Origin of the sequence: Antrihabitans auranticaus, assembly GCF_016481275.1 — a bacterium.
In the GTDB taxonomy this organism is placed as follows: Bacteria; Actinomycetota; Actinomycetes; order Mycobacteriales; family Mycobacteriaceae; genus Antrihabitans.
This window is the reverse complement of sequence record NZ_JAEMNW010000003.1, coordinates 706701-733604: the sequence shown is the minus strand read 5'-3', so window position 1 is coordinate 733604 and position 26904 is coordinate 706701. Positions and strand designations below refer to the sequence as shown.

Annotated in this window: 23 protein-coding genes; 8 read left to right on the top strand and 15 right to left on the bottom strand. The window is 63.9% G+C overall.

Going from position 1 to position 26904, the window contains the following annotated elements:
- Positions 1-306 precede the first annotated feature (306 nt).
- Positions 307-4230, top strand: coding sequence for an nSTAND1 domain-containing NTPase (locus tag JGU72_RS31265; RefSeq protein WP_199685225.1), 3924 nt, complete (start codon positions 307-309; stop codon positions 4228-4230).
- A gap of 6 nt (positions 4231-4236) precedes the next feature.
- On the opposite strand, the gene JGU72_RS17635 is transcribed toward JGU72_RS31265, so the two are convergent.
- Positions 4237-5511, bottom strand: a complete 1275-nt coding sequence (locus tag JGU72_RS17635) for a DUF445 domain-containing protein (protein ID WP_199685224.1) — start codon at positions 5509-5511, stop codon at positions 4237-4239.
- A 56-nt stretch (positions 5512-5567) separates the two neighbouring features.
- Between JGU72_RS17635 and lhgO the strand changes: the two genes are divergently transcribed.
- Entirely contained in the window at positions 5568-6761 is a 1194-nt protein-coding gene (gene lhgO, locus JGU72_RS17630; protein ID WP_199685223.1) for an L-2-hydroxyglutarate oxidase, read from the top strand.
- Between the two features lie 320 nt (positions 6762-7081).
- Positions 7082-7600, top strand: coding sequence for a ribonuclease H family protein (locus tag JGU72_RS17625; RefSeq protein ID WP_199685222.1), 519 nt, complete (start codon positions 7082-7084; stop codon positions 7598-7600).
- 19 nt (positions 7601-7619) lie between these two features.
- Here JGU72_RS17625 and JGU72_RS17620 read toward each other — a convergent pair whose 3' ends face one another.
- From JGU72_RS17620 to JGU72_RS17565, 12 genes are all read right to left on the bottom strand, one after another.
- Positions 7620-8537 carry a hypothetical protein gene (locus tag JGU72_RS17620; protein ID WP_199685221.1) on the bottom strand — a complete coding sequence of 306 codons (918 nt, stop codon included), beginning with the start codon at positions 8535-8537 and terminating at the stop codon, positions 7620-7622.
- 119 nt (positions 8538-8656) lie between these two features.
- Positions 8657-9211 carry a hypothetical protein gene (locus JGU72_RS17615; RefSeq protein WP_199685220.1) on the bottom strand — a complete coding sequence of 185 codons (555 nt, stop codon included), beginning with the start codon at positions 9209-9211 and terminating at the stop codon, positions 8657-8659.
- Positions 9211-9741 carry a hypothetical protein gene (locus JGU72_RS17610; protein ID WP_199685219.1) on the bottom strand — a complete coding sequence of 177 codons (531 nt, stop codon included), beginning with the start codon at positions 9739-9741 and terminating at the stop codon, positions 9211-9213. Before JGU72_RS17610 ends, JGU72_RS17615 begins: the two co-directional genes overlap by 1 nt.
- 95 nt (positions 9742-9836) lie before the next feature.
- Positions 9837-11000: an MlaD family protein gene (locus JGU72_RS17605; protein ID WP_307828492.1), complete on the bottom strand. Its 1164-nt coding sequence runs from the start codon at positions 10998-11000 to the stop codon at positions 9837-9839.
- A 13-nt stretch (positions 11001-11013) separates the two neighbouring features.
- Complete coding sequence (locus tag JGU72_RS17600) at positions 11014-12096, bottom strand: MCE family protein (RefSeq protein ID WP_199685217.1); 1083 nt, start codon at positions 12094-12096, stop codon at positions 11014-11016.
- On the bottom strand, positions 12093-13181 hold the full coding sequence (locus tag JGU72_RS17595; RefSeq protein WP_199685216.1) for an MCE family protein: 1089 nt from the start codon (positions 13179-13181) through the stop codon (positions 12093-12095). The genes JGU72_RS17600 and JGU72_RS17595 overlap by 4 nt, the downstream gene beginning before the upstream one ends.
- On the bottom strand, positions 13178-14251 hold the full coding sequence (locus tag JGU72_RS17590) for an MlaD family protein (RefSeq protein WP_199685215.1): 1074 nt from the start codon (positions 14249-14251) through the stop codon (positions 13178-13180). Before JGU72_RS17590 ends, JGU72_RS17595 begins: the two co-directional genes overlap by 4 nt.
- Positions 14251-15297 (bottom strand): MCE family protein, encoded by a 1047-nt coding sequence (locus tag JGU72_RS17585; RefSeq protein ID WP_199685214.1) that lies wholly within the window; start codon positions 15295-15297, stop codon positions 14251-14253. The genes JGU72_RS17590 and JGU72_RS17585 overlap by 1 nt, the downstream gene beginning before the upstream one ends.
- A complete protein-coding gene (locus JGU72_RS17580) occupies positions 15297-16712 on the bottom strand; it encodes an MlaD family protein (RefSeq protein ID WP_199685213.1) in 1416 nt (471 codons plus the stop codon). Before JGU72_RS17580 ends, JGU72_RS17585 begins: the two co-directional genes overlap by 1 nt.
- Positions 16713-16722: 10 nt before the next feature.
- Entirely contained in the window at positions 16723-17586 is an 864-nt protein-coding gene (locus tag JGU72_RS17575) for an ABC transporter permease (protein WP_199685212.1), read from the bottom strand.
- Position 17587: 1 nt separating this feature from the next.
- Positions 17588-18448 (bottom strand): MlaE family ABC transporter permease, encoded by an 861-nt coding sequence (locus tag JGU72_RS17570; RefSeq protein WP_307828491.1) that lies wholly within the window; start codon positions 18446-18448, stop codon positions 17588-17590.
- Between the two features lie 204 nt (positions 18449-18652).
- The gene (locus tag JGU72_RS17565) at positions 18653-19663 is read right to left on the bottom strand and encodes an adenylate/guanylate cyclase domain-containing protein (RefSeq protein WP_199685211.1); all 1011 of its coding nucleotides are present in this window, start codon (positions 19661-19663) and stop codon (positions 18653-18655) included.
- Positions 19664-19763: 100 nt separating this feature from the next.
- On the opposite strand from JGU72_RS17565, the gene JGU72_RS17560 reads away from it, so the two are divergent.
- The gene (locus JGU72_RS17560; RefSeq protein ID WP_199685210.1) at positions 19764-20501 is read left to right on the top strand and encodes an NfeD family protein; all 738 of its coding nucleotides are present in this window, start codon (positions 19764-19766) and stop codon (positions 20499-20501) included.
- A 62-nt stretch (positions 20502-20563) separates the two neighbouring features.
- Positions 20564-21220 carry a chymotrypsin family serine protease gene (locus JGU72_RS17555; RefSeq protein ID WP_199685209.1) on the top strand — a complete coding sequence of 219 codons (657 nt, stop codon included), beginning with the start codon at positions 20564-20566 and terminating at the stop codon, positions 21218-21220.
- Positions 21221-21295: 75 nt separating this feature from the next.
- Here JGU72_RS17555 and ilvD read toward each other — a convergent pair whose 3' ends face one another.
- Both ilvD and JGU72_RS17545 read right to left on the bottom strand, forming a co-directional pair.
- On the bottom strand, positions 21296-22999 hold the full coding sequence (gene ilvD / locus JGU72_RS17550; protein ID WP_199685208.1) for a dihydroxy-acid dehydratase: 1704 nt from the start codon (positions 22997-22999) through the stop codon (positions 21296-21298).
- Entirely contained in the window at positions 22996-24477 is a 1482-nt protein-coding gene (locus JGU72_RS17545) for an MFS transporter (RefSeq protein ID WP_307828490.1), read from the bottom strand. Before JGU72_RS17545 ends, ilvD begins: the two co-directional genes overlap by 4 nt.
- A gap of 143 nt (positions 24478-24620) precedes the next feature.
- On the opposite strand from JGU72_RS17545, the gene JGU72_RS17540 reads away from it, so the two are divergent.
- From JGU72_RS17540 to JGU72_RS17530, 3 genes are all read left to right on the top strand, one after another.
- A complete protein-coding gene (locus JGU72_RS17540) occupies positions 24621-24992 on the top strand; it encodes a glyoxalase superfamily protein (protein ID WP_199685207.1) in 372 nt (123 codons plus the stop codon).
- Positions 24993-25144: 152 nt separating this feature from the next.
- Positions 25145-25645 carry a DUF6764 family protein gene (locus tag JGU72_RS17535; RefSeq protein ID WP_307828489.1) on the top strand — a complete coding sequence of 167 codons (501 nt, stop codon included), beginning with the start codon at positions 25145-25147 and terminating at the stop codon, positions 25643-25645.
- A gap of 311 nt (positions 25646-25956) precedes the next feature.
- Positions 25957-26841 carry a L,D-transpeptidase gene (locus JGU72_RS17530; RefSeq protein ID WP_199685205.1) on the top strand — a complete coding sequence of 295 codons (885 nt, stop codon included), beginning with the start codon at positions 25957-25959 and terminating at the stop codon, positions 26839-26841.
- Positions 26842-26904 lie beyond the last annotated feature (63 nt).

Genomic DNA, 26904 nt, shown 5'->3' with positions numbered 1-26904 from the left:
AACAGACCGAATCGAGTCGGGGAGAGTCCCCCAACGACCTCTCCCCGACTCGGGCCGAACTTCGAAACAGTCGCCGAGAACTGGCACACGGTCACCGTTGACCCTGGCGGCCGGCTCGCGCTCATCACCCCTCGAAGATGAACAGCGGACTCGGGACTCCACTTCGTACCGTCCCAGGCTCGCCCACAGTGGCGCGCGCACACAACCGGACCGGACAGAATGGCGCTCGTAGAACCTGGTCAAGCGACTAGAGTCAGTTGTCCGGACCGGACAGACACACCGACCGGAGGAGGTCGTGCGTTGGGGGTGAGCGCCAAAGCCGTGTTCGCCGAGCAGTTTCGCCGGCTCTACATCGCGGCAGGCGATCTACCGCTGCGCCGGATTGCCGACGCCGCGGCGAACCACCCCGCCGCAGTTCGCGGTCGCGGATCGACCCCGTCAGCGCAACGAATCAGCGACTGGAAAGCGGGGACGAATGTCCCCGCATCTTTCGAAACCCTGTCTCCGGTACTCCTCGTGCTGATCGATCGGGCGAAACGAACACACGCCGCAGACCCGGTGCTGCTCGACGCCCGACGGTGGCGACGTATGTGGGAGGCCGCGGGCAAGCCCGATACGACCACCCCGGAATCCGCCGACACGCACCCGCTCTGCCCCTATCTCGGACTCGCGGCGTACACGCGGGCCGACGCCGATTGGTTCTTCGGACGAGCTCGCCCGACCAGGGAACTGGCCGGCATGGTCGCAACCGCGGCAACCCAGGGCGGGCTGACGATGCTCGTCGGCGCATCGGGCGCCGGAAAATCGTCGCTGCTCGAAGCCGGCCTGATACCCGCATTGTCGGCCGCCGATTCCGCCATCCCGCAGGCCGCCGAGTGGCCGATCGCGACGCTGACTCCCGGCGCGAAACCGCTCGCGTCCCTGCACGACGCCATCCCCTGTCTGAAGTCCGTCGACGACGGCGGTGACGGAGAGCGCGTCCGGGCGGCCGTTCGCGCATGGGCCGGCGCGACGCGCGGGCTGATCATCGTCGATCAGAGCGAGGAACTGTTCACAGTGTGCGAGGACGAGACGGAGCGCGAGGCGTTCATCGCCATGCTCACCGCTGCGTGCGCAGCGGAGGAGAACGGTCCACCGGCCGTCGTGATCATGGGAATCCGCGCCGACTTCTACGCCCGCTGCCTCGACTACCCCGAGCTCGAAGACGCATTGCAGCACCGCAGTCTCGTCCTCGGTCCGATGCGGATTGCGGAGGTTCGCGAAGCCATCGCCCGGCCCGCACGCGCTGCCGGTCTGAAACTCGAGCCAGGTCTGGAGGATCTGGTCATCACCGATCTCTGCGGGATCGGCGGCGGCGTCCGGCGGCGCGAAACCTACGACCCGGGCGCGCTACCTCTCCTCTCGCACGTCCTGACCGGGACGTGGCAGCACCGGCGCGGTGGGAAGCTGACCGTTGCCGGCTATCGAGCGGCAGAAGGTGTCGCCGGTTCAGTCGCGGCGACGGCGGATCACGTCTGGGCCGAACTGGACAGTTCAGCGCAGCGCGCCGCGAAACGCATACTGCTGCGGCTCGTCCAGGTTGGGGACGAGAGCCGTGACAGCCGACGCCCGCGTACCCGCACCGAACTGCTCGACTACGTCGGCGACGACCGTCCCGCAGCGCTCGAGGCGTTGGAGGCGCTGACTCGATCGCGCCTGATCACGGTCGACGCCGGAACCGTCACGCTGACCCACGAGATCGTCATCGACGCGTGGCCGACCCTGCGCGGCTGGATCGACGAGGACCGCACCGGCAACCTTGTCCGGCAACGACTCGAGGCCGACGCCCAGGAATGGCACAGCCGCGGACGCGATTCCGGTCTGCTCTACCGCGGCAGCCGCCTCGAGGCGGCGACCCAGCACGGCGATGCGACCGTCCACGACATCAGCCGCACGGTCGGCGAATTCCTTGACGAGTCCACCCAGACAATGCGCCGTGCCGTCCGGCGTAACCAAGCCACCCGCACAGGTCTCATCCTCCTCTCGGTGGTCGCGGTGATCGCAGCAGGAATCGCGGCGTTCAACGCTCGCCAGGCAAACTCACAGCGCGACCAGGCCATATTCGGGCAGGTCACGGCCGAGGCAGACAAAGTCCAGACGAGCGATCCATCCCTCTCGGCGCAGCTCAACCTCGTCGCCGCGCAGCTGCGACCTGACGACGAGTCCGTCTACACACGTTTGATCTCGACGCAGAACGCACCGCTCGCGCGGCAACTGACCGGACACATGGGCGCTGTCTACATCGTCGCGTTCAGCCCGGACAGCAAGACCCTCGCGTCCGCGAGCTACGACAACACGGTCCGCCTCTGGGACATCGCCGACACGGCTCACCCGCGACAACTCGCCACTTTGCAGGGTCACACCAGTTGGGTGTCGTCGGTGGCGTTCAGCCCCGACGGCCGCACGCTGGCGAGCTCGAGCGACGACAACACGGTGCGGCTCTGGGACCTGACCGACCGGGAAAGCGTCACCGAGCTGGCGGTCCTGAACGGTCACACGGCGACGGTCTTTCTGGCCGCCTTCAGCCCCGACGGCAAGACGCTCGCGACGGCGAGCTTCGACGAGACCGTCCGACTCTGGCAGGTGTCGGATCCACGTCGAGCCGTACCGATCGGCCAGCCGCTGACCGGTTCCGACGGCCCTGTCCGCGCAATCGCCTTCAGCCCGGATAGCGCCACGCTCGCCAGCGGCGGCGGCGACCGAACCGTTCGGCTGTGGGACGTGGCGGACCCCGCCAACGCTCGACCACTGGGCCAGCCGCTGACCGGACATACCGACGTCACGCACTCCCTGGCCTTCAGCCCCGATGGCCGCATGCTCGCGTCTGCCAGCGACGACCGCACGGTCCGGCTCTGGAACGTCACCGACCGTGCGGCACCGACGCTCATCGGCCAACCGTTCACCGGTCACACCGGACCGCTGTGGTCGGTGGCGTTCAGCTCGACCGGCGGCACGCTCGTCACCGGCAGTCTCGACGGCACCGCCAAGCTGTGGAACCTCGCCGACCCGGCCGCGCCGATTCAGCTCGGTCAGACGCTCGCGGGGACGAACGGCAGCATCTACTCGGCGGTCTTCGCACCGAACGGTGAATCGATCGCCTCCGGTGGCGCGGACGGCGTGGTCAGGCTGTGGTCCGTCCCGTCATCGGTACTGACCGGGCACGCCGGACGGGTGAGCAAGACCTCGTTCTCGGGCGACGGCGCGCTACTGGCCACCGGCGCATCGGACGGGACCGTTCAACTGTGGGATATGTCGGACCCGGCGCAGTCGATGTTGTTCGGCCGTATGCAGGACGAGTTGCGGCGCAGCGTGTTCGATCTGTCCCTGCGGCCGGACGGAAAGATCCTGGCAACCGGACTGAACGACGGCACGCTGACGCTGTGGTCGGTCGGTGCCGATGGCAGATTGGACCGGTTGGGTGTGCCGTTGACCCTCGGCACGCGGTACGTCTTGCACACGGTGTTCAGCCCCGACGGCCAGATGCTCGCTACCAGCAGCACAGACGAATCGACGCAACTGTGGGATGTCCGCGACCCCGCGAACCCACGGCAGGTCGGCGACCCGATCGCCGGGCAATCGAGCTGGGCCACCGCGGTTGCCTTCAGTCCGAACGGCAAGTCGATCGCAGTCGGCAGCGCCGACCACACCGTGCGGCTCTGGGATATCAGCGAACCTGGGCAGCCCAAGCCGCTCGGTGCGCCGCTGACCGGGCACACGGGTGCGGTCAACGCCGTTGCCTTCAGCCCGGACGGGACGATCCTCGCGTCTGCGGGCGACGACCAGATGATCCGGCTGTGGGACGTCGAGGATGCCGGTGATCCAGTGCCCGGCGCCGAGTTGTCCGGCCACACCAGCACCGTCCGGTCGCTGTCGTTCAGTGCGGACGGCGCGACGTTGGCTTCGGCAGGTGACGGTCAGACGGTCCGGATCTGGGACGTCGAAGATTCGGCGACCGCGACCTCGATCGGCGACTCGCTCATCACGCCGGGTACCGGCCGCTGGTATGCGGCGTTCAGCCCTGCCGGGCCGATCCTTGCCGCCGGCGGAGACAACAGCGCGCTGGCGATCCTCGATCTCGACGAAGACCATGCGAAGGACAGGATCTGCCGCTACACGAACGACCTGGTCAATCGAGAGCAATGGGCAGCACATCTGCCCGCACTGGACTTCGCGCCGCCGTGTACGGCGTGAGTGGCATCAGACTCCAAATATCGCTAGATGCAGGAAGCCCGCGAGTCCGCCCAATATGCCGCCATGGAGGAACAAGAGCCATTCGTCCTGTTTGACCGCACCGCGCAGGATGGACTGGAAGTCCTCGAGGCTGAGTTTGGTCATCTGGTCCTGGACGAAGAGGTCGATCTTCCCGCGCTGCGCGACGACGAATTCGTCGTCTGCCGAAACCTGCGGAATCATTTCCATCGCCGCCGGTGCGATCGCCGCTTTCAAACGCTCGTACTGGTCGGCGCCGACGGCTGTGCGAACCAGAATCCGCGCACGTCCTACCGCCGAGTCGACGGTCTCGCGCATCACCTTGTCGAGCATCAGAAGCGTGCGGTCCGAGCGCGGTCCGTGCAGGAGTTCGTTCATGATGTTGTCGAGCGTCATGACGTGCGTCGAAATGATTCCCGCGTAACCGACGATCACCTCGGGCCGGCGTTTCAACATCAAACCCTGACGCCAGGGCACCCACCGGCTGCGATGAACAGGCTCGAAGATGATCGTGATGCCGAGGTAGTTCACGACCCAGCCGAGAATCGCTCCGCCTACGGGCAAGACCCACCAGTGCGGAAGTACCTGCAGGACAGCGACGAGCGTGAAGCCCATCGGGTAACCGAAGTAGGCACCGAAGTTCACCATGAACTTCAGTTCCTTCTCGCCGAACTCACGAAAGACATCGTTGAGCAGCTTGGGATGGCTGACGAGGAAGCTGATCGCCATCGATTTCGCGTCGACGAGTTCGTCGAGGTGCGCGACGAATTCCTCGTTGATACGAGCGGCGTTCTTCGGAAGGTCCTCGTCGACCTTGCGGTAGACGAACTCCTTCGCGAAGTCCGGCAGGCTGTTCCAGAGCCGCGGATTTTCCTGCGTCATAAGTCTGTCGACGAGTCGGGGAATCTCCGGCCGGGCGACCTCGACGAAGTGCTCGGCAATCGCGTCGGGATCGAGCTGGGCATAGAAATCCCCGATGTTGCCGACCTTCGCGAGACTGCGATCGATCGCAAGACTGGCCATCTTTTCAGCCCGTGAAGGGACCATGCCCTGCCAGCCGAGTTTCTCGCCGTCCTTGAAGATCGGCAGGACTTGGATCCGGCGCGGGAAGAACGGAAACAGTGTCTTCAGCCCCGGCATCCGGAAGCCTCTGAAGTCCAGCGTTTCGAACAGCATGAGCACGCCGGTCCAGTTGGTGATGTAACCGATCGTCCCGGTAAACAGCGGGACTGTAATCAACTCCATCACCAGATGGCTGTCCACGAATGCTCACCTCCCGAGTTCAAACCGAACAGTACATCGACCCTAAGGTTGGTGAGATGTACGACTACTGCGTGATCGGCGGGGGGATCGTCGGCGTAGCCACCGCCCATGAAATTCTGCGGCGGCGGCCCGGCGCGAGTCTCGTGATTCTCGAAAAAGCCGACGGCCTCGCCACCCACCAAACCGGTCACAACAGCGGGGTCATCCACTCCGGCATCTACTACGAGCCGCGCAGTCTCAAGGCGGAGCTGAGTCGCCGCGGCGCCGCACTGACCAAAGAATTCGCTGCCGAGCACGGCATCCCCGTCGACGAGCGCGGCAAACTCCTCGTCGCGACGGACGCAGCCGAAGCCGTGCGGATGACGGCGTTGCTCGAGCGGTCCAAGATCAACCAGCTGACGGTCGAGTTGCTCGACGCAGCCGAGTTGCGCCGCCGGGAACCGAACGTCACCGGGGTGGGCGCGCTGTTCGTGCCGACGACCGGAATCGTCGACTACCGCCGGATTACAGATACGCTCGCGGACCTCGTGCGCGCGGCGGGGGGCGTAATCGAATTCGGCGCGCGCGTGACGGCGATAACGGAGTCGACCGACAAGGTCGAGGTGTCGGGCGACGGTCGGTCCTGGTCGGCGCGCCACCTTGTCGTGTGTGCGGGTCTGCAGGCCGACCGCATGGCACGGCTCGCGGGAATCCACATGGACTTCCGGATCATTCCTTTTCGCGGCGAGTACTACCGGTTGCCGACCGAACGCTCGAAGCTCGTTCACCACTTGATCTATCCGATTCCGGATCCCGAATTGCCGTTCCTCGGCGTGCATTTGAGCCCCACGATCGACGGCGAACTGACAGTCGGCCCGAACGCCGTTCTCGGCATGGCGCGAGAGGGCTACCGCAAGTTCAGTTTCCGTGGCGCCGACGTCTGGGACTATCTGAAATTCCCCGGCTTCTACCGGGTCGCACGCGCAAACGTGCGAACCGGCGCCCGTGAAATGCGCAATTCGCTGTTCAAGCGTGGCTACCTCGCCGAGTGCCGGAAGTACTGTCCGGAATTGACCCTCGCAGATCTGTTGCCGAAGGAAGCGGGCATTCGAGCCCAGGCCGTGCTGCGTAATGGGACGCTCGTCCACGATTTCATGATCGAGCGAACCCCACGGTCGGTACACGTTCTGAACGCGCCCTCGCCAGCCGCAACGGCTGCACTTCCGATCGCCGAGACGATTGCCGACAAGGTGCTGGAAGGTGCTTACTGACGCCGGACGAGCGTGTGCGACAGGATGGCGATTCGATTGGAAGATGCTGCGCGCCAATGCTTTTGGGTGAACCCCGTTCGTCGCTTCACGGTAACAAGCCGGTAACGCAAAACCCTTCCAATTCACCTGCTGGGTGTAGTACGGTCATCCGGCACCCGAACGAGAGGTAGCACACACGCAACATCGGCAACTCCCGTTACAGAGCGGTACGGGTTCGCGGTGCACTCAACCTTTTTCGGGACTAGATCTTTGCGAGAAAGTCCAGCCAAACCGAAGTCAGCTACGCCGACTTGTCGGCGGGTCCAATTAAGGTCGGGGACATGATCATTGTGAGTACCGATGGGTCTTGCCTGCGCAATCCGGGTGGTGCAATCGGATGGGCATGGGTCGATCACACCGGCCCGCACGCCAGCGGGGGCGCGGCGGTCGGGACCAACCAGATCGCCGAGCTGCGCGCTGTCATGGAGGCGATAGTGGCGCACCCCGGCCCGGAGCCGTTGCTCATCGAGAGCGACTCGCAATACGCGATCAAGTGCGCCTCCGAGTGGTTGCCCGGTTGGAAGCGGAAGAACTGGCGCACGTCAGCAGGTGAAGAGGTCAAGAACCTCGAGCTGATCCAGCGAATAGATCGCGCCATCGCGGAACGGTCCGGCCCGGTGCGCTTTCGCTGGGTCCGCGGCCACGTCGGCAATTACTACAACGAACTTGCCGACGCGCTAGCCGGCGAGGCGGCCCGCGAAGCTGCCGCGAGTGCGGCGGTACTCGAGACGAAGGCACCCAAGAAAACGACCAAACGCCCGGCACAGAATGCCGAGCGTGAGGTCATGACGCTGTTCTGACCGCTAGGGCCTTCCACCGCTAGGGCGCGGGCGGTGCCTCCGGTGCCGGCGCCTCGCCGGGTGCGGGCTGGCCCTCGGTAGCGGGCGGTTGTTGCCCTGCGTTGGGGTCCACTCCCGGCTGTGAACCCGGCACACCACCGGGCTGCTGGCCCGAAGCCGACTTCACGGGGCTGAGGTCACCCGCCAGCCAGCGGCCGTCGACCTTCTCCAGATCGACGTACAGTTCCGCCTGCTCGGACTGTTCCTTGCCCTGGGTGTCGATGCTCGACGACATCTGAGTCGCCGTGACCAGCACGCGCGTCGTTTCGTCGCCGGACATGACGACCTCGCACTCGACGTTCTCGGGCCGCGACGTGACCTGCCCCTGCATGAACATGTCCCGTAGCGCGGCACTGTCGGCTGCGAAGCCGCGGCCGAAGGTCCCCGTCGTCACCTGACGCACGTTGTCGAAGAACTCGTCGACGTTGTTGTAGTCGTACGTCAGCAGCTTGGTCGCGATGTCACACCCAGCGTCGCGGGCGGCATCCTTGTCGGCTTGCTGATCGTCGAGCAGACGTCCCGCCTTGCCGCTGAAAACCGGCAGGCCCTTTTCCGGACCGAACCACGGGTTCCAGTTGATGAACATACCGATCAGGAGCACAACGAGGACGCCACCGAGCGCAGCAACGGCCCAGACCGGTGCCTGACGGGCACCCGTTGGCGCGGCCGGCTCGGTCGAGTCTGCTGTTTCGGCGGCTGCAGCGTCGGGCGCATCGGCTGCAGTGGTCTCGGCAGCAGTGGTCTCGGCAGCAGTGGTCTCGGCAGCAGGGGCCGGATCGGGATCTTGCTTCGACGGCTTCGCGAGACTGGTCTTCTGTTCGGTCTCTGTCGTCGCATCCACCTCGACTAGGTCGTCTGCATTTGCGTTGGCCTCGTGCGCGTCGTCCTTGGAACCCATGCGTCTCGAACTTTCCCGGCGCAAAGCGCCGTGTCGTCAAGCTTGCGTGCGCAAGCCGGTACAGCCAGCCAATCGGTACGGCCGGGGGTGTGGTGCACGTTCGGCCATGGCTGGATCCTTCAGCCCCCGTTGAGCGACGTTACTAGCTTGTCGCAAAACCACTTGCCGCCGTCGTTCACCATCATCGCGACCATGTATACCTGGCTATTGCTCGGCGCGCTCGGAGGATCTCCGCTGACAATGCTCTGAGCTGCGACGATGACGACTGTCGCGCTCGACTCGTCACCTTCGACCAAGCCACATTGGACGTCGCCCGCAGATGCGACCGACCGACTGGCAGTTAGCGAATCGCGCGTCTGCGCGATGCTCGACTCGAAGTTCGCCTTCCAATCGCCCGACGCCCCGTCGGCAATCCGGGTGAAGTAGGTGTCCAACGAGCGGTAGTCGAACGACACCAACCTGGCGGCATACAGACACGCTTCCCGGCGCGCACCCTCCGCGGCTACCGCGGCGTCGTTCTTGTCGGATGCGGTTCGGTACTTGGCGTAGAACGCTGCCGCTGCAATCGTCATGACGACGATCAGCACGCTCAATACCGCGACCGCGACGACAAGGGCTCTCGGCTTGGTAGCCGTCGGCTTGACCGGTGTGCGCTTCGCGTTGTCGGGAGCCATCAGTACGGAGCGAGGATCGGTAGATCGACCTTGGTGATGGACCACGAATCGCCGGCGCGTTTCGTCTCGCCGGTGATGGCGAACTGCTCTACGAACGTGCCCTCCGCATTGGTCGATTTCGCGACCAGGAAAGCAATGAAGTCGACGCGGTCGCTGCTTTCCGACTTCACTCCGCAGTCGTTGCTGAGCACTTCACGCCGCAGCTGTGACGCAGTGACCGCATCACGAGTTTCCTGGCTGCCGAAGTTCCGCTCGACGGTCTCTTTCGCCTCGCCAGAGGTCTTGCCCGAGATCGAGGCGAAATACCCGTCCCAGTCGTTGTAATCGAGCGTGATGAGTGACCGCGCGAAGTCACAGAACTGCTTCTGCACCTCCGAAACATCGTCCTCTTTGTCGTTCGGCCAAAAGAGTCGGGTTGCGGCGACCGAGAGCCCGATCAGCAGCAGCGCGGCCAGCAGCAGTGCGCCATACCGTTTCTGCTTCGGACCGAGTCCCCTCGACTTCTTCGAACTCACTTTGGCTTCAGGCATGAATACACATCAAACTTTCTTTCCAATCCGCAATTGCGGTCACATGACACGGCAACACCCCCAGCGAGTATGCCCGCTGGGGGTGTCGCGGTCGATCAGTTGCCCGGTTCGGGAATCGACATCTCGTCACCGGTGATGCCAGGCGGCGGACCCGAGGTGTTGTCGGGAACATTGGGCCGCGGTGCGTTCGCCGAGCCACGGACCTGCGTCGTCGGGTCTGGATTGATGCAGTAGTTCTTGTACAGGTAGACGCGCTGATCCTGCTGCGCATCCGTTGGGTTCCGCATCGGCGCGGCGTACTGGCAGGAGGGTCGAACCCAGATGTCCGCCATGACGTGGAACTCGTTGTTGTAGGACGGCTGCTGCAGTCCGAGTCCAGCGTCGCGGAGCGCGGGGAACAGTGCCGCCAACGCCGGAGCGCGCGAGCTACCGGCGCTGAAGATCCGGTCGAACTGCCCCGCCAAGTTCGTGACCGGGTCGTTGATCCGGTCCACGACCCCACCGAGGGATGACAACTGTCCCGGCGCCGCATCGAGGAACGCATTCAGCTCGGCGTTCGCCGCTGACAGCTGTGCGAACAACGCGTCCGAGTTCTGGGTCAAGATCCCGAGGTCGGGTTGCGCCAACGACGTGGTGCCCATGATGGTTCGCAGGTTGGCGACCAAACCGGTCGTCTGCGGCAGGATGCTGTCGAGACCGGCGGCGGTCTCGCTGATTCCCTTCATCACTGTCTGCAGCTGTACCGAACCACCCGCAAGTGCGATGTCCAGCTGATCGACGATGACCTTGAACTTCTCCGGGTTGACCTGGTTGATCAGCGTGCTCGCGTTGTTGAGCACCTCGGCGAGCGGCGGCGGCGTCTTGACGTTCTCGGGGTTGTACTCGATGACGTCACCGTCCTCGAGGTACGGCGCACCGTCGGATTCCGGCTGGAAGTCGATGTACTGCTCACCGGCGGCCGACAGCGCCTGCACCGATACAACGCCGCCGGCAGGAATCTGCGCGGACTTGTTGATCTCGACCTCTGCCGCAACGCCCGTATCGGTGATCGTCAGCGAGTTCACCTTGCCGACGCGGAACCCGCGATAGGTCACGTCGTTGTTCGGCTGAATACCACCGGAGCGATCGAGGTTCACGGTGACGTTGTAGGTCTCGCGGAACGGATTGATTCGCATGATGCTGACGACGAGGTAGCTAGCCCCCAGCAGCAGGATAAGAACCAGTCCGACGTTGGAAACCAACGTTTTGTGCTCTCGCACCCAGGCGCCCATGTTAGTTGCCCCCAGTCGTAATACGTTGGTACACATGGCCGAGCACCTCGGTGAGGCTCACGACCAGCGCGTTGACATCGGACAGATCCGGCCACCGGCTTCCTGAATCCCACAGCGGCCCGATGCTCAGGCTGTCGATGATCAGGTCACTGTTGATGGCACCCGCCCGAGTCGCAGAGTTGATCTTCGGCGTGAGGGTGTGGACGATGTCGCCGAATTGCTCGAGCTTGTCCTGCCAGCCGGTGATGCCCGTCATGACGTTGTCGACACTGCCGAGAAGATCGTTGAGCTGATCGCCCGACGTATTGGCGAAGTCACCGAGCGCGCTGCTGGCCTCTGCTGTTTTCGCGAGCAGGTCGCCGATCGTCGCATTGTTCTGCGCGAGCACCGAGATCATCGACGGGATGGAGTCGGCAATCCGACCGAGATCGTCGGAACGTTGATTCAACGTCGCCAACAGCGTGTCGGTCTGCTTCAGCGTTCCGTCGAGTGCGTCGGTGCGCTCGTTCAGTGTGCCGACGACGCTCGTCAACTTCTGGATCAGGTGCTGAATCGTCGGTCCGCGGCCACTGACCATGGAGCTGACCTCGGACATGATCCGTGCTGCTTCGGTCAGCGCACCGCCGTTGATCAACGTGGTCGCAGACATCAGCAGCTGCTCGACTGTCGCGCCCGCCGATGTCTTGGTGATGGTGCCGCCGTCCTTCAGCAACTCCTCACCGGGCTTGAGCTTGTCGAAGGAGATGGCGATGAAGACGTCACCGAGGGGAGTCGCCTGCCGCAGCTCGGCCCGTGTTCCCTCGGACGGCAGCTCGACGACGCTCTCGATCTCCATCGTGACGTTGGCTTTGAAATCCTTCGTGGAGATTGCCGTCACCACGCCGATGTCCGAACCGTTGACCTTGACCTTGGCGTCGGCCGGCAGGTTGAGAGCGTTGTCGAACTCCGCCTTCACCTCGTAGGCATCGCCGTCGACTCCCGGCTTGGGGAGCGGCAGGCTGTCGACCGTCAGTCCACAACCTGTCGCACTGATTCCGGCGACCAGTACCAGCGCCGCTACTTTCGAACTTCGCGTAAAGGTCATTTCGTAATCCCCAGCATGGCCTCGGTCAGTCCGAAATCCGGCCCGAAATCGATCATCTTTCCGGTCCGGCAGCCATCGGCCTTCATCTGAATTCGCTCGCAGAACAGCGACACCAGTTCGCCGTCCAGAATCGAACGGTCCAGAAGCGCGTGAACGCGGATCTGATGCGTGTCGTAGCTGATCGCGTTGTTGATGTTCTGGAACAGCAACGGACCGACATCGATCAGCTCGGTCAAATTTCGAGCGTTCTCACGCAGGAGCTCAGCCGTGCTGCCCAACCGGACCAGCGAACCCGTCAACTGATCCTGATTCTCCGCCAGCACCGTCGAGGTGTTGCGCAGGAACGCATCCAGCTGATCGAGAACAGCGTTCAGTCCGGGTGCCTGATCGGCAAGGATGCCGGTCAAATTCGTTACGTTCGAACTGAACTCACGCAAGGACTGGTCGTTCTCCGCAACGATCGTCGTCAGCTCGTTCAGCTTGACGATCGAGTCGGTGACCGCATCCCTGTTGTCGATACCGATCTGCAGTGCCGTCGACAAAGACTGGATGGTGTCCCTGAGCTTGTCGCCGTTTCCGTTGAGCGCGTTGTAGAGAATGCGTCCCGAGAGCGGTCCGGGCGCGCCTTCTGGACCGGTCCCCTGTAGGTCCGCGGTGATCCGGTCCAGGGACTTGAGCACGCGGTCCAGCGAAACGGGTGTTCGTGTGCGCTCGAGCGGGATGTGGTCGCCGTCAGCGAGTGTCGGCCCTTCGCCCGAGTAGGCGGGGACGAGCTCGATGTGCCGGTTGGTGACCACGGAGGGGGAGACCTCCGCCGCCTTCACATCGGCCGGAATCTTCACGTCGCCATCGACAGTCATTTCGACGCGAACGAGGCGACCCATCGGCTCGATCTTGTCGATCGTGCCGACCGGCAAGCCCAGGATGGCGACCTCGTTGCCCTCGTACATACCCGCGACGTTCGCAAAATCCGCGGTGAACGTGATCTTGTCGCCGCCGAGCGAAGCCGGAAGCATCGAGCAGGACGTCGCGAATGTTGCCGACGCGCAGACCACCATTGCTGTTGCTATCGAGCGAACCCTCATCCCTGGCACCCTTCGATTACGTGCGCGAAGCACAGCCAGTTATCCGGGAAGAGCCAACCTGTGCTTGCGTTGACGTAGTTGCCGTCGCCGAATGCGTTGTTCGCTTGGCGCGCGGTGACCGGGAAGATCTGCAGCAAGCGCGCGAGCTGATCTCTGTTCTTGTCCAGGCCCTCGGAAAGCGTGTTCAGCTGCTGGATGAGTCCACCGAGCTGGTTGTCGTTCTCCAGGCCCATCTCTTCGAGCTGACCCGACAGCGTCGCGACGTTGTTCAGCAGCTCACGAATCAACGTCTGCCGCTGCATGACTCGCTCGGCGATCTGCTGGCCCTGCGTGATGACAACCAGAACGCCGTTGCGGTTGTCGCTCAGCACCGTGCTGACCTGGTCGAGGTTCTTCAGAAGCGCGTCGAACTGGTCCTTGCGCTCGGAGATGATTCCGGCGAGCACACCGACGCTGTCGAGCGACTGCGAAATCAACTTCGCGCAGAGTGCCGGCTCGTCGGGCGGGTTGTCGGCGTTGACTTCCTCCGGGCACGCGGCCGGATCACTGAACTGTTGATTCAGCACTTCCAGTGACTGCGCGAGCTGCTTCGTGTCGATCTGTTCGAGCCGGTCGAACTGGTTCTCGTACCGCGGATCGGACTCGTTGACGACCTTTGCGAGGCTGAACGGCACCTTGGTGTTCAGCAGACGGCCTTCGAGCTCCCCGTTGTCCGGGTTGCCGGGATCCAGTGCCACGTACTGCGTGCCGAGGATCGTCGCCATCTTGATCTCGGCCGTTGCGTCGGCGCCGAGCTCCAGACCCTTCTCGATGCTGAACGTCGCGAGAACGCGATTACCGTCGAGCTTCAGGTCCTTCACTTGGCCGACCTCGATACCGGCGACACGGATCTTCTGACCCGCCGTCATGCCGGCCGCCTGCTCGAACTCGGCGTCGATCGTCTTTTCGCCGATTCCCGCTTCCTTGAACAGCGTGGAGCCGATCACCAGCAAGAAGATCAGCAGAGATCCGATGATCCCCAGCCAGAAGTTCTTGTTCCCGTGGAACCGCGATTTCAGTTTGCTGACCATCAGCGGCACACCTCCGAATGGGCGTTACCGCCGACTTGGGTCCACAGATTTCGTGGGAAGAGCACTCCGTAGAGCGAGACATCCAAGAGGCAAAAATACAGCGTGATCCAGCCACCCTCGGACGTTGTCCGAGCGAGGTCGGTCAGGACCGCGGGACCGTCGTAAGCAAGCTGATCCATCTTCGGGCCGGCTGCAAGCAACAGGTTCAGCGCCTGCGTCGTCGAATCCTGGGCTCGGTCCAAGGTCGGACGCACCTTGTCCACCAAGCCGACGAGTGACGTGGTCGCGTCCGCGATGCGGACCGTGGAGCCTTGCAATTCCTGGCCCTGGACGTACAGGCCTGCGACGAGCGTTCTGGTCTGCGCCAGCAGTGTTTCGAATTGACCGCTGCGTGCCGCCAACCCGTTGACCACGCCGCTGAGGTTGTTGATCACGTCGGTCAGCAGCGCGTCACGATCGTTGAACGTCGTGGCAAGCGCCGCGGCCTGCGTGAGGAACCCGCTGAGCGAAACCTGATCGCCTTGCAGCGCCTGAATGAAGGTTTCGGACAGCGAGTTGATCTGGTCCGGTTGCAGCACCTCGAAGAGCGGCTGCAGGCCACCGAGCAGGGCAGATACGTCGAACGAGGGTTCGGTCTGCTCCAACGGGATCTCGCCGCCGCTTTCGAGCGGGGTCCGCTCGCCGATGGGCTGGTCGGTCTTCTTGTCTCGCGGATCATCCAGTGCGACATACCGCTGACCGATCAGGTTCTGGTACCGCACCAGTGCCCGGGTGTTGCGGAATATCTCCTGATCCGACTGGACGGCAAAGTCGACCTTGGCGAGGTTCTCACCGGTCAGTTCGATCTTGTCGACACGACCGACGCGAACACCGGCCATACGGACGTCGTCGCCGGCCTTGAGGCCGAGAACGTCGGTAAAGGTCGCCGAGTACGAATTCGTCTCGCCGTCCACGCCCCGCTGGAGCGTCGCCCAGATAACCCACGTCAACAGCAACGCTATTACTGCAAACAGACTGAAACCGATCAGAGGCTTACGGATACTCATCAGCGTTCACCTCCTCCGGATGTCGAGTTGACCTGCAGCGCAGTTCCGCGCAACGCGGAACCGAGCAAGAGCATCTGCATGAAGTCCGGCTTTTCGCCGACCACCGCGGTCACCGCGGCCGGACCGACGTAGGACGCCGCGGGAATCACGCCTGGAACCTGGGTCGAGGCCGGGGTTGTCACACCGGGGATCTCGATTCCGGGCGGCAACTGCAACCCTGGGATCTGCGGCATGCTCGGCACACCCGGCAGGGGTGGGAACGCAATCACAGGCGCGGGTCCAGCGGAGTCGAGCCGCCGCGGCCACAGCTGCGGGGGCAGGAAGCCAGGATCGGCGACGGCCGGCGCGGTCGCGCAGTTCGGTCCGACCATCGAGCCGTAGCGCGGGCAATCAGCCTGCGTGTAGGGCTTGAAGGGGGTGAACGACGCCTGAATCGTGAGCTCGATGTAGTCGCGAGGCCGGCCCGGACCCGGCTTGATGACGCTGTTGACACCCGTGAGCGCCTTCGCGAGGTTCGGGATCGACCCTGCGATCGCGCCGGAATCCGAACCGAGGGCACCGAAGATCGTTGCGCCGTTTCCGACGAGCGACTTGCCCACATCCGGGTTCCGCGCGAACAGGCTGTTCAGCGAGTCGACTGTCAAACCGCCACCGAAGAGCACGGCCTCGAACTGCGCCTGCTTGTTCGTCAGCGTCTGGGCCGTCGTGACGGCCTCACCGAGAACATTCAGCAGTTCGGGCGCAGATTCGTTCAGCGCGCCGATACCCGCGCTCATGTTGCTCAGCAGATCCTCGCCGGTGGGAGTACCGGTATCGATCGCGGTGATCAGGCGGTCGAGGCGTTCGATGGACGAGCCCGCTACGCGGTAGGACGGGTCCAGCCCCTGGGACAACGTCGTCAGTACCTTGCCGAGCCGCGCCGGATCGATCTCGTCGAGAATCGTCCGCAACGTGGTCAGCGTCGTCTGCAGCGCGATGGACTCCTTGCTCGTGTCCTCTTTGATTTCGTCGCCTGCGGACAGTTTTTCGGACGCCGGATCGCTCGGATCGATGAGTTCGATCGACGTCACCGCGAACACGTTGCTGGGAACGACTCGGGCCGTCACGTTCGCCGGGATATCGCTCGCGTAGTCGGGGTTCAACAGGATCTTGACCCGTTGTTCCTCGCCCTTGGCCGCGATGTTCACGCCGTCGACCGAACCGACAAGGACGCCACGGAACTTGACGTCGGCGTTCGGATCCAGACCGTCACCGGTCGAATGCATGATCGCGTCGATGTCGACGGTGTCCTTGAAATAGCCCGTGTAGCGAAGCAGCAGTAGGCCGAGCAAAAGAGCAACGACTACGAAAAAGACGATGCCCGCAATCACCAGCTGGCGCATTGTCGGACCGCGTCCGCTCGGATCGATGATCATACTTTGTTCCTCATCCCGAGATCCTGATGCCGGGCTCAATACCCCAAATTGCAAGTGTCAGGAACATATTCATGAAAACGACCATGATGAACACCATCTTGATGGCGCGTCCCGCGGCCACACCCACGCCTTCGGGACCACCCGAGGCGAAGAAGCCGTAATAGCACTGAATGAACGTCGCCACACCGACGAAGATGATCGCCTTACCTAGCGAATAGATGAGGTCGGTGCTGATCAAGAACGTGTGGAAGTAGTGCATGTAGGTACCGCCGGCGGTGCCACCGACAAGCGTGACAGTCACCCGGCAGGACAGATACGCGACAGCCAGGCCGATGCAGTACAGCGGCACGATCGCGATCATCGCCGCGATCATGCGCGTGCTGACGAGGTAGGGCAGCGGCCGGATGGCCACCGACTCGAGTGCGTCGATCTCCTCGGCGATGCGCATGGACCCGAGTTGCGCGGTGAATCGGCAACCGGCCTGGGCCGCGAAGGCCGCGGCCGCCAGCAGCGGACCGATCTCGCGGGTCGTTGCAAACGCGGAAACACCGCCGGTCAACGGACCCATACCGAGGAGGTCGAGCGCGGTGAAGGCCTCCAGGCCGACGGTGATGCCACCGAACGCACTCAGAATGATGATGACGCCGATCGTTCCGCCACCGACGACGATCGAGCCGTTACCCCACGTGACGTCGGAAAGCAGTCGCCACACTTCCTTCGGGTACTGCTTCACCGCGATCGGCATGGAGCCGATGGACTTCACCAGGAAGAAAAGCTGATGTCCCGCTTTGGCGATAAGACCCTTCGGCGCGCCCGCGGCGCTCTTGAGCGCATACAGCGGCCGTAGTAGCGGAGGTACATAGGTAGTAGTCACATCACACCAACTCTGTCGGGAAGAGAGTGTTGTAGATCTGGGTGAGGATGATGTTCACCGCGAAGAGCATCAGCGCCGACGTGACGACCGCTGAGTTCACCGAGTTGGCGACACCGCCCGGGCCGCCGCGGGTGTTCAGCCCGCAGTCACAGGCGATGATCGCCGTCAGCAACCCGAATATGAGAGCTTTCAGCAACGCGACTATCAGGTCGTTCGCCACCGCGAATGCCGCGAACGTCGAAACGTACGAGCCCGGAACTCCGCCCTGCACAAAGATGTTGAACAAGTAGCCCATCAGGAAGCCGACGAACACCACGAAACCGCAGAGCAGGACGCTGACCAGCATGGCCGCGGCAAGCCGGGGTGCGACGAGCCGCCGCATCGGATCGACACCCATGACCTTCATGGCGTCGATCTCTTCTCGAATAGTTCGGGAGCCGAGGTCCGCGCAAATGGCGGACCCCACCGCCCCGGCGATCATCAACGACGTCACCAGCGGCGCGCCCTGCCGGATGATTCCCAGACCGTTCGCAGCGCCGAGGAACGACGTGGCACCGACCTGGCCGACGATCGCGCCGAGCTGAATCGACACCGTCACGGCGATCGGGATAGCCACGAGAAGCGTTGGGAGAGCGGCGACGTTCGCCATGAACGCGCACTGCTTCACGAATTCCTGGAACGGGAACTTCCGCTTGAAGATATCCACCGTCAGCTCGGAAAGCGCCTGGCCACCCATGCTGATCTGGCGGCCGAACGTCTCTAGCGAGCGCTTCGGATGATCCTGGTAGTACCCCTTGGCCCATCGCCCCGCGGAGGCGACCGACGACTGCTTCGGCTCCCGCCGGTCCTTCGTCGCGACCACGACAACCTCACTTCCTCAAACGAACACGTAAGCAAGGCACTCGCGCACCCACGCAGCGCACCCTACTATGCCGTGGGCCACGTCGACGCCCCATGGGTGAGCTGAGTCAAATCAAAGCACAGCGATTGTCGGTCCATGGATACTTCCGCATGAACTGTTCCAGTACCGATGCTTGCGCGGGCGCGCCTAACCAAACTCGGCGTGTCAATCCCGGCGCAGAACATGGGCACGCAGTCGGCTGATACCACGCACCCGAACAGGTCGAAGCGAAACCAGCCGCGCTCCGGGCACTTCCGTGAGCTTCGACGCGAGGCCTGAGTCCACGAGGATCGTGCCCGGACGGGCGACACCCGTCAACCGGGCGGCGATATTGACCACCGGACCGTACAGATCGCCGAACCGCTGCAGCACCGGGCCGTAGGAGAGACCGATTCGCAGCGGCGGAACCGCGACGTCGCCGTGCTCGGGATCCATCCGCTGATCGGCGAGCCCGAACGCGATCGCTGCGATATCGGCCGGACGCTCGGCGGCGAACATCACTTCGTCGCCGACGTTCTTGATGACCCAGCCGCCGTTGCCGGTGATGGTTTCGGTGGTGCCGGACTCGAATGTTTCGATCAGCGCTGCCAGTTCGGCGGTGTCGAGATGACGGGTCAACCGCGTATAGCCGACAATGTCGGCGAACCCCACTGCGAGCGTGCGGTTCTCCGAGTCGGTCTCGAGATCGTGGGTCGACCGGTCGGCCGCGGCGGCGAGGTGCCGACGCCACGCATAGTTCTGCAATTCTTGCAGCGACGAGATGGTTTGCCGGGCAACCGCTTCGCCGTCCTTCGGATCGGCCTGCTGCGCGAGATGCGCATTCAGCACGTCGACCTGCCATTCCGCGACCCGGGCCATCGAATGGCCGAGCGTTCGTGCGATCGCGAGTTGGGTTGGGTCGTCGACGATTCCCTTCTCGACCAGGTCCGCCATCACCTGGAACGCGTCGACGTCGGCGGCGGTGAACATTGCTGCCTTCGGGTCCGGATCGACAGTGAAGCCGAGCGCCATCCAGAGGCGACCGCCGCGCGAACGTGAGATCCCGACCCGTGCACAGACATCGTCCAGCGTGTATTCCGCTGGGCCGCCTAACAAAACCGGCTCGACCTCGGCGGCAAAGGCTGCCGACCACTTCCCGGCGCCAGACCCGCCCGGCGGGTCCTGCGGCTCGCTCACGTGTTGCTCCCCTCACTGTCGGCTGCGGGGTCATCGTATGTCGGTCGGTTGTGCCAGGGTGTGGGCAACAAATTGTTCGCCGAAGAATGAGGTTCGTGAAATGCCACCCCGTCGCCGGTCGGGAACCGAAGCAGCGCTGACACCTGACGATGTCGCCACGCTGCAAGCCGCGCTTGCCTCCGGCAAGCGCGCGACTGTTTATCTACGCGATCCGATGCCGAGCCTCGACCTCCCAGCCGGGACTTCGGCTCGCGTCGTCCGAATCGACGGTTCGACGGTGATCGTCAGCCCGCGCGGAGTCGACGACGAATTGCCTTTCGAGCTCGACGAGATCCGACTCACCCGCCTCGCCCCGGCGCCCAAGCAGGAACGTAAGCCGGCGCCACAACCGAAAGCGGTAGCCAAGCCGGTGACTGCACCCAAGCCCGTGCCGACTACAACTCCTGCGCCGGCGCAGAAGCCTGCGCCGACTGCCGAACGAAGCCCTTCCGACCCGACCCCAGATCCGGTCCCACCTGCGGATCCCAAACCGAAACGTGGTGCCGCGCGCGTGCCCAAGAAACTGCAGGACGGCGTGCTCGTCACGATTCACGGTGGGCCGGAAGACAATTGGACGGTCAGCGTCGCCTACGGACCTCGCCCACCGGGCAAGGCAAATCCGGTGAAGCCCGAAGCGGTGGAGCGCGCCGTCGCCGAATTGGACGACAGCACAGCCCGCGATGCGGTCGACGCCGTGTTGTCTGCCGCGCGGACAGCTGTAACGAATCGCATCTCGGATCTGAACCGACAGTTAGAGGAGGCGCGCGCTGCACTTGCTGCGTTAGGCTCTGCCGATTAGATTGGCGCGGCCCCTCCCGCAGCACCGTGTTGGTATGGTTCGGGGCGACGTCTGGAGGGACATTGATCAAGAAACTCGTGTTGCTTGTAGCTGGGCTCGCCGCTGCCGCAACCCTACTCGGTTCCGGTATCGCAGCCGCCGCACCCGTTGCGGTGATGGGCGGCGGCTCGGGCATCATCATCGACGACAAATTCGAATGCACCCTGACGACGATCGGGAACGACGGCGCAGGCCGCCTCGTCGGAATCACCGCTGGCCACTGTGGTGGCCCGGGATCCGTGGTGAAGGCGGAGAGCAACACAAGCCTCGGCGTCATCGGCCGCTTCACCTCGTCGATCGAGGAACTCGACTACGCGGTCATCGAGTTCGACCGGTCGAAGGTCGTACCCGTCAACCGGGTCGGCAACGCCACGATCACCGGCATCGGCCTCCCGGCGGCGTTCCCCAACATCGTGTGCAAGGAAGGCCGCACCACCGGAAACACGTGCGGGCTCGCCTACGGTGACATCTTCGGTTCCAACGTCGAGACCTGGTCGCAGATGTGCGTGATCGAGGGCGACTCCGGTGCCCCGGTCGTCATCGGCTCCACGCTCGTCGGAATGGTCAACGCCTACCTCCTCGCACCGTGTGTCGGTCCCGAGGTCGGCACGAACATCACGACCATCCTCGACGACATCAATGCTCGTGGTGGCGTCGGCGCTGGCTACCGGCCTATCTGACCTTCTTACAGAACTCGGGCTCGATCAGCGGATTCCGCCGATCGAGCCCGAACTGTTTTCTGCCCCGCTTTGCTGCTAGCCGCAGACCGCCCCGTAAGACGCCGAGCCGACCAGTTTCGAGTACTTCGCGAGAACGCCGCGGTTGTAGCGCGGCGGCAGGGGCGCCCATCCTTCCCTCCGCTTCGCGATTTCTGCCTCGTCCACGAGCACGTTCAAGGTGCCGTTTGCGACGTCGAGTTCGATCTGGTCACCATCCCGTACGAAGGCGATCGGTCCGCCGTCGACCGCTTCGGGCGCAACGTGCCCGACGCACAGTCCGGTCGTGCCGCCCGAGAACCGGCCGTCCGTCAGTAACAGCACATCCTTTCCGAGGCCGGCACCCTTGATCGCTGCCGTGATGGCCAGCATTTCGCGCATTCCCGGCCCGCCCTTGGGACCCTCGTAGCGGATGACGACCACGTCGCCGTTCGTGATCGTGCCGTCCTCGAGTGCATCCATTGCCGCCCGTTCGCGGTCGAAAACGCGTGCGGTCCCGGTGAATACGCTCGAGTCGAAACCGGCGGACTTCACGACAGCGCCGCCCGGCGCCAGCGAACCGCGCAGGATCGTGATGCCGCCGGTCGGATGGATCGGCTCCGACAGTGCTCGGAGCACCTTTCCGTCCGGGTCGGGCGGCGCAATATCGGCGAGGTTTTCCGCGACGGTCTTGCCGGTGACCGTCAGACAGTCACCATTCAGCAGTCCTGCATCGAGCAGTGCCTTCATCATCACTGGCACGCCGCCGATGCGGTCGATATCGGTCATGACATGGCGGCCGAACGGTTTCACGTCGGCGAGGTGCGGCACCTTCGCACCGATCCGCGCGAAGTCGTCGAGGGTGAGAGCGACTTCCGCTTCGTGCGCGATCGCGAGCAGGTGGAGTACCGCGTTCGTCGATCCGCCGAAGGCCATGACGACCGCGATCGCGTTCTCCAAGGCCTCTTTCGTCATGATGTCGCGGGCCGTGATTCCGCGGCGAAGCAGTTCGACGACCGCCTGACCGCTACGACGAGCGTATCCGTCGCGGCGACGATCCGTCGCGGGTGGTGCGGCGCTGCCCGGCAACGACATTCCCATCGCTTCGGCCGCGCTCGCCATCGTGTTTGCCGTGTACATCCCGCCGCAGGCGCCTTCGCCCGGACAGATCGCGCGTTCGATCGCGTCGACGTCTGCGCGACTGATCAGTCCGCGAGCACATGCCCCGACGGCCTCGAAGGCGTCGATGATCGTGACTTCCTTCTCGGTGCCGTCGGACATCTTCGCAATGCCCGGCAGAATCGATCCGGCGTAGAGGAAGACGCTCGCGAGGTCGAGACGCGCTGCCGCCATGAGCATTCCGGGCAACGACTTGTCACAGCCGGCCAGCAGCACCGATCCGTCCAGTCGCTCGGCCATCATCACCGTCTCGACGCTGTCGGCGATAACCTCTCGTGAGACGAGCGAGAAGTGCATTCCTTCGTGGCCCATCGATATGCCGTCGGAGACGGATATCGTCCCGAATTCGAGCGGGTAGCCGCCGCCTTCGAAAACTCCGTCCTTGCATGCCTTCGCCAACCGGTCCAGCGAAAGGTTGCACGGGGTGATCTCGTTCCACGACGACGCGACGCCGATCTGCGACTTGGCAAAGTCCGCGTCGCCCATGCCCACTGCACGCAGCATGCCGCGGGCCGCGGCCTTTTCCAGTCCATCTGTGACGTCGCGACTCCGCGGTTTGATATCGGGCTGGCCTGTGGTGGTCATCGAACTCCTTCGGTCAGGGTCGAGCGGGGCTGAATCGCTGGACCGTTGATGCCGCAGTGCGGTTTGCAATCGACGCAATCGGGCACTTCTTCGCGTGTGGGCTTCTTGATCATGGTCGCTGCCAGGGCTCCGCCTAGCAGCAACAGTCCCACGCAGATCATCATCGCGACCCGGAATCCGTGGGCGAACTGGTCAGTGTCACCGAATGCCGACCCGGTCAGGCCCGCGAGACCGGGGAGGGCAGCGACAGCCAGGAGCTGGCTTGTTCGTGCCACAGCGTTGTTGACGCCGGATGCGATACCGGCTTCCGCAGTGGGCACCGAGCCGAGTACCGCGCCGGTCAAAGGCGCCACAAGTATCGAAAGACCGAGACCGAAGACGACGATGCCCGGCAGCACATCGAGCCAGTAGGACGCGTCGGTGTCGATCCGGAGCATGAGCAACAGGCCGACCGCGGCGACCACTGGTCCGATCGTCATCGGCATCCGTGGTCCGACGCGCTGGCCCCAACGCCCGGCACGAGCCGACAACGCGAGCATCAGCAGCGTGATCGGGATCGTGGCGACACCAGAGGCAAGCGGCGTGTAACCCGCGACCAATTGCAACTGCAGCAACAGTAGGAAGAACACCCCGCCGAGCGCCGCGTACACGGCAAAGGTGACGAGGTTCGCTGCGAGAAAGATGCGCGAGGCGAACAGGCGCGGCGGCACCAGTGGGTGGTCGCTGCGCAGCTCGATAACGACGAAACCGATAAGCAGCACAAGGCCGAGTGCCGAGTACGCGATTGCCGCGTCGATCAGCCCGTATGTCAGTGCGCCGAGGCCGAGTGCGACGACGAGCGCACCGAGCATGTCGAGCTTTCCGGGTGGGTTCGGATCTTTGCTCTCCGGCACATGGCGAATCGCCACCAGTACGACCGCGACGCACAACGGCAAATTGAGGAAGAAGACGGATCGCCAACCGGCGACCTCGACCAGTGCGCCGCCTAGCAGCGGACCGATTGCGCCCGCCACACCGCCGAGACCCGACCAGATTCCGATCGCCGCTCCGCGATCTTCCCGATCGATCGAGGCCGAGATCAGTGCCAGGCTGCCGGGCGTCAACAGCGCTCCCGCAATGCCCTGCAGAATCCGGGCTGCGACGAGCACTTCGATGTTCCAGGCAAGACCGCAAAGCATGGATGCGATGGCGAATCCGATAGTGCCCCAGACGAATACTTTGCGCCGCCCGAGCCTGTCGCCGAGCGCGCCGCCCAGGAGAATGAACGAAGCGAGCGTGAGTGTGTAGCCACTGAGGGTCCATTGCAGGCCTGCGACATCGGCATCGAGGGCCTCGCCGATCCTGGGCAGCGCGATGTTGACGACGGTACCGTCGAGCATCGCCACCGAGGAACCGAGCACGGTCGCGGCGACTATCCAGCGCCCCGATGCCGAGCTCAGACGCGGGAGCGTTCCCGTCGGCGGCTGTGCGGTGACCACGGCCTCCAAATCTACGCCCGGAGTCACCACAACTTGTCGGACCGTCCCTTTAGTCTGATCACGACAAGTTGGACACTCGCACAACTGTCGAACACCGCAATTGGGACACCGCAATTTCACACGCAGCTGAGGGGAGCTCTGCAATGGACTGGAAACTCGAACTGATCTCGGTGCCCGTCTCGGACGTCGACCGCGCTAAGGCGTTCTACACGGAGAAGGTCGGTTTCGTCGCCGACCACGACCATCAGGTCAGCGACGACGTTCGCTTCGTACAGCTGACGCCGCCGGGATCGGCCTGTTCCATATCGATCGGCACCGGACTGTCGGATGCCGCGCCGGGCTCGGTGCGGGGCATGCAGATCGTGGTCCCCGATATCGACGCCGCGCGAGCCGAACTCGCCGGACGGGGTGTCGAGGTAAGCGAGGTCGAACGCTATCCGTGGGGAAACTTCGTGTTCTTCAGCGACCCCGATGGCAATACCTGGGCGATTCAGCACATCCCGGGCAGAGAGTGATCTGCTAGCTGTCGACGATCGACGGCGACTCCGCTGAGCCTTCACATATTTTTCTGATCTCGAGTTGCCACCGGTCTGCACAACGCGGTCGGGGTGGTCTTGCGGCGTGAGTAAGCTGGACCCGAGGCGGTGCGAATCGGGGAGTGGCGCTTATGAAGGTTCTTGGTTTAGTCGTGTGCGCAGTGGCCGCTTCCGGCGCCGCTGCAGTCGCGCCTGCGTCAGCGAATGCCGTTGCACTGCAATGCATTTCCGATCGTGGGAATTATTCGATGCAGATCGACCAGGCCGCGGCCTGCGGTTCGGCGTCGAGTCAGTCAGGGCGAGGACTTGCCTACGCTCTCGACGGCATCGGTTACGCGAACGGCGAGGGAACGGCGAATTCGCTGGGTATCGGCGTGAACGGCGGTGTCGGCGCCAGCGAAGGTGACAGTGGCATCCCCACGGCCATCGGCGTCGGTCCTGACAGCGTCGCGATCACCTCCGTCGACGGTGGCACCTTCTCGATCGCTTTTGCGGTGAACGGGTCACGAGCGCTCGTTGCGGGGACGGCCGAGGAGGGGGTGCTGTGCGAAGGCACGGCAGCCCTGGCATTCGACGCTCGCAGCGGTCGCGCATGCTTTGCGACGCCGTTCGGAGCGTTTCCGATCGGCTGAGCGACGCTTCGATCGAACCGTGTCTCGGCACGTCCAAACCGGAGAAACAGGGCGTCGGCCGCAATTGCTCACAATTCGGCAACAGCGCCACGCAGGGCTATTCGCTTCACGGTAATTGACAAGCTTCCCAGTGCTGTCGAACCACGGGTAACACCAGTCACACGTGCACCTACTGTGCTCGCAAATACATCGCTTTGATTGGCCTGTAACGCTGACATATGTGTTAATTGATAGGGGACGTGACACAGTCGTTATTGAATGTTGGCTCGCTTGTGCGTGCAGACAACGAGTAGGGATGGCAGGAAACGGGTATGAGAAGCAACCGTGAGAACACGGTGACGACGTCGAATCGATCCGGTCGAAGCCGTTGGGGCGCTCGCGCCACGCTCGCTGCGCTCGGAGTTGTGGCGACCGGCCTCGCAGTGGTCACACCGGTCAGCGCCGACCCACTCTGGCCCGGCGGGCCAGACATTCCGGGGCTCCCCGCGCTGATCGCTCCGGTACCGCCCGGCTCGACTCCGCCGCCGCCGTTCGCGATCCCCGGTAGCTTCACACCGACGGTCGGACCGGCCGCAGGCTCCGTCGTCGGCGGTCACCAGCCGATCGACATCTTCTACAAGTCGCAGATCGTCGATCGTGTCGCCGCGGAGAACTCGGTCCACATCGCACCTTCGACCGGCGTCCCGGGCGATTTCCAGTGGGTCGACGACCGCCACCTGCAGTGGGTGCCGGCCGACTACTGGCCGCGCGGCACCGCAGTCAGCGTCGAGGTTGCCGGTGCACGCACCGTCTTCCAGGTGAGCGACTCGTTCACCGCGGTTGGCGATGCGGCAGCGCACACGTTCGTCGTCAAGCTCGGAAACGACGTCATCCGCACCTTCCCGGCATCGATGGGCAAGCGCGGACACGAAACTCCGAACGGCACCTTCCCGGTGATCGAGAAGAACCGCGACATCGTCATGGACTCCTCGACCTACGGCGTGCCGGTCAACTCGCCCGAGGGCTACAAGGTCGACGTCGAGTACGCCACGCGCCTCACGTGGAGCGGAATCTTCGTCCACGCGGCACCGTGGTCGGTCGGTTCGCAGGGCAACTCGAACGTCAGCCATGGCTGCATCAACCTGAGCACCGAGAACGCGGCGTGGTACTTCAACAACGTCCGCCCCGGCGACACCGTCGCCTTGGTCAACGGCTGATCTGACATCTGAGCAAAAAGGGACCGCCCGAGGAGAAATCCTCGGGCGGTCCTTTCGTTTCAG

Bases quoted from the DNA above. Each gene is read 5' to 3' on its own strand.
- JGU72_RS17615 (WP_199685220.1), bottom strand. From the start codon at position 9,211: ATGGCTCCCGACAACGCGAAGCGCACACCGGTCAAGCCGACGGCTACC.
- JGU72_RS17540 (WP_199685207.1), top strand. From the start codon at position 24,621: ATGGACTGGAAACTCGAACTGATCTCGGTGCCCGTCTCGGACGTCGAC.
- JGU72_RS17600 (WP_199685217.1), bottom strand. From the start codon at position 12,096: ATGACCTTTACGCGAAGTTCGAAAGTAGCGGCGCTGGTACTGGTCGCC.
- JGU72_RS17620 (WP_199685221.1), bottom strand. From the start codon at position 8,537: ATGGGTTCCAAGGACGACGCGCACGAGGCCAACGCAAATGCAGACGAC.
- JGU72_RS17590 (WP_199685215.1), bottom strand. From the start codon at position 14,251: ATGGTCAGCAAACTGAAATCGCGGTTCCACGGGAACAAGAACTTCTGG.
- lhgO (WP_199685223.1), top strand. From the start codon at position 5,568: ATGTACGACTACTGCGTGATCGGCGGGGGGATCGTCGGCGTAGCCACC.
- JGU72_RS17530 (WP_199685205.1), top strand. From the start codon at position 25,957: ATGAGAAGCAACCGTGAGAACACGGTGACGACGTCGAATCGATCCGGT.
- JGU72_RS17560 (WP_199685210.1), top strand. From the start codon at position 19,764: ATGCCACCCCGTCGCCGGTCGGGAACCGAAGCAGCGCTGACACCTGAC.
- JGU72_RS17585 (WP_199685214.1), bottom strand. From the start codon at position 15,297: ATGAGTATCCGTAAGCCTCTGATCGGTTTCAGTCTGTTTGCAGTAATA.
- ilvD (WP_199685208.1), bottom strand. From the start codon at position 22,999: ATGACCACCACAGGCCAGCCCGATATCAAACCGCGGAGTCGCGACGTC.
- JGU72_RS17535 (WP_307828489.1), top strand. From the start codon at position 25,145: ATGAAGGTTCTTGGTTTAGTCGTGTGCGCAGTGGCCGCTTCCGGCGCC.
- JGU72_RS17625 (WP_199685222.1), top strand. From the start codon at position 7,082: ATGATCATTGTGAGTACCGATGGGTCTTGCCTGCGCAATCCGGGTGGT.
- JGU72_RS17610 (WP_199685219.1), bottom strand. From the start codon at position 9,741: ATGCCTGAAGCCAAAGTGAGTTCGAAGAAGTCGAGGGGACTCGGTCCG.
- JGU72_RS17595 (WP_199685216.1), bottom strand. From the start codon at position 13,181: ATGAGGGTTCGCTCGATAGCAACAGCAATGGTGGTCTGCGCGTCGGCA.
- JGU72_RS17580 (WP_199685213.1), bottom strand. From the start codon at position 16,712: ATGATCATCGATCCGAGCGGACGCGGTCCGACAATGCGCCAGCTGGTG.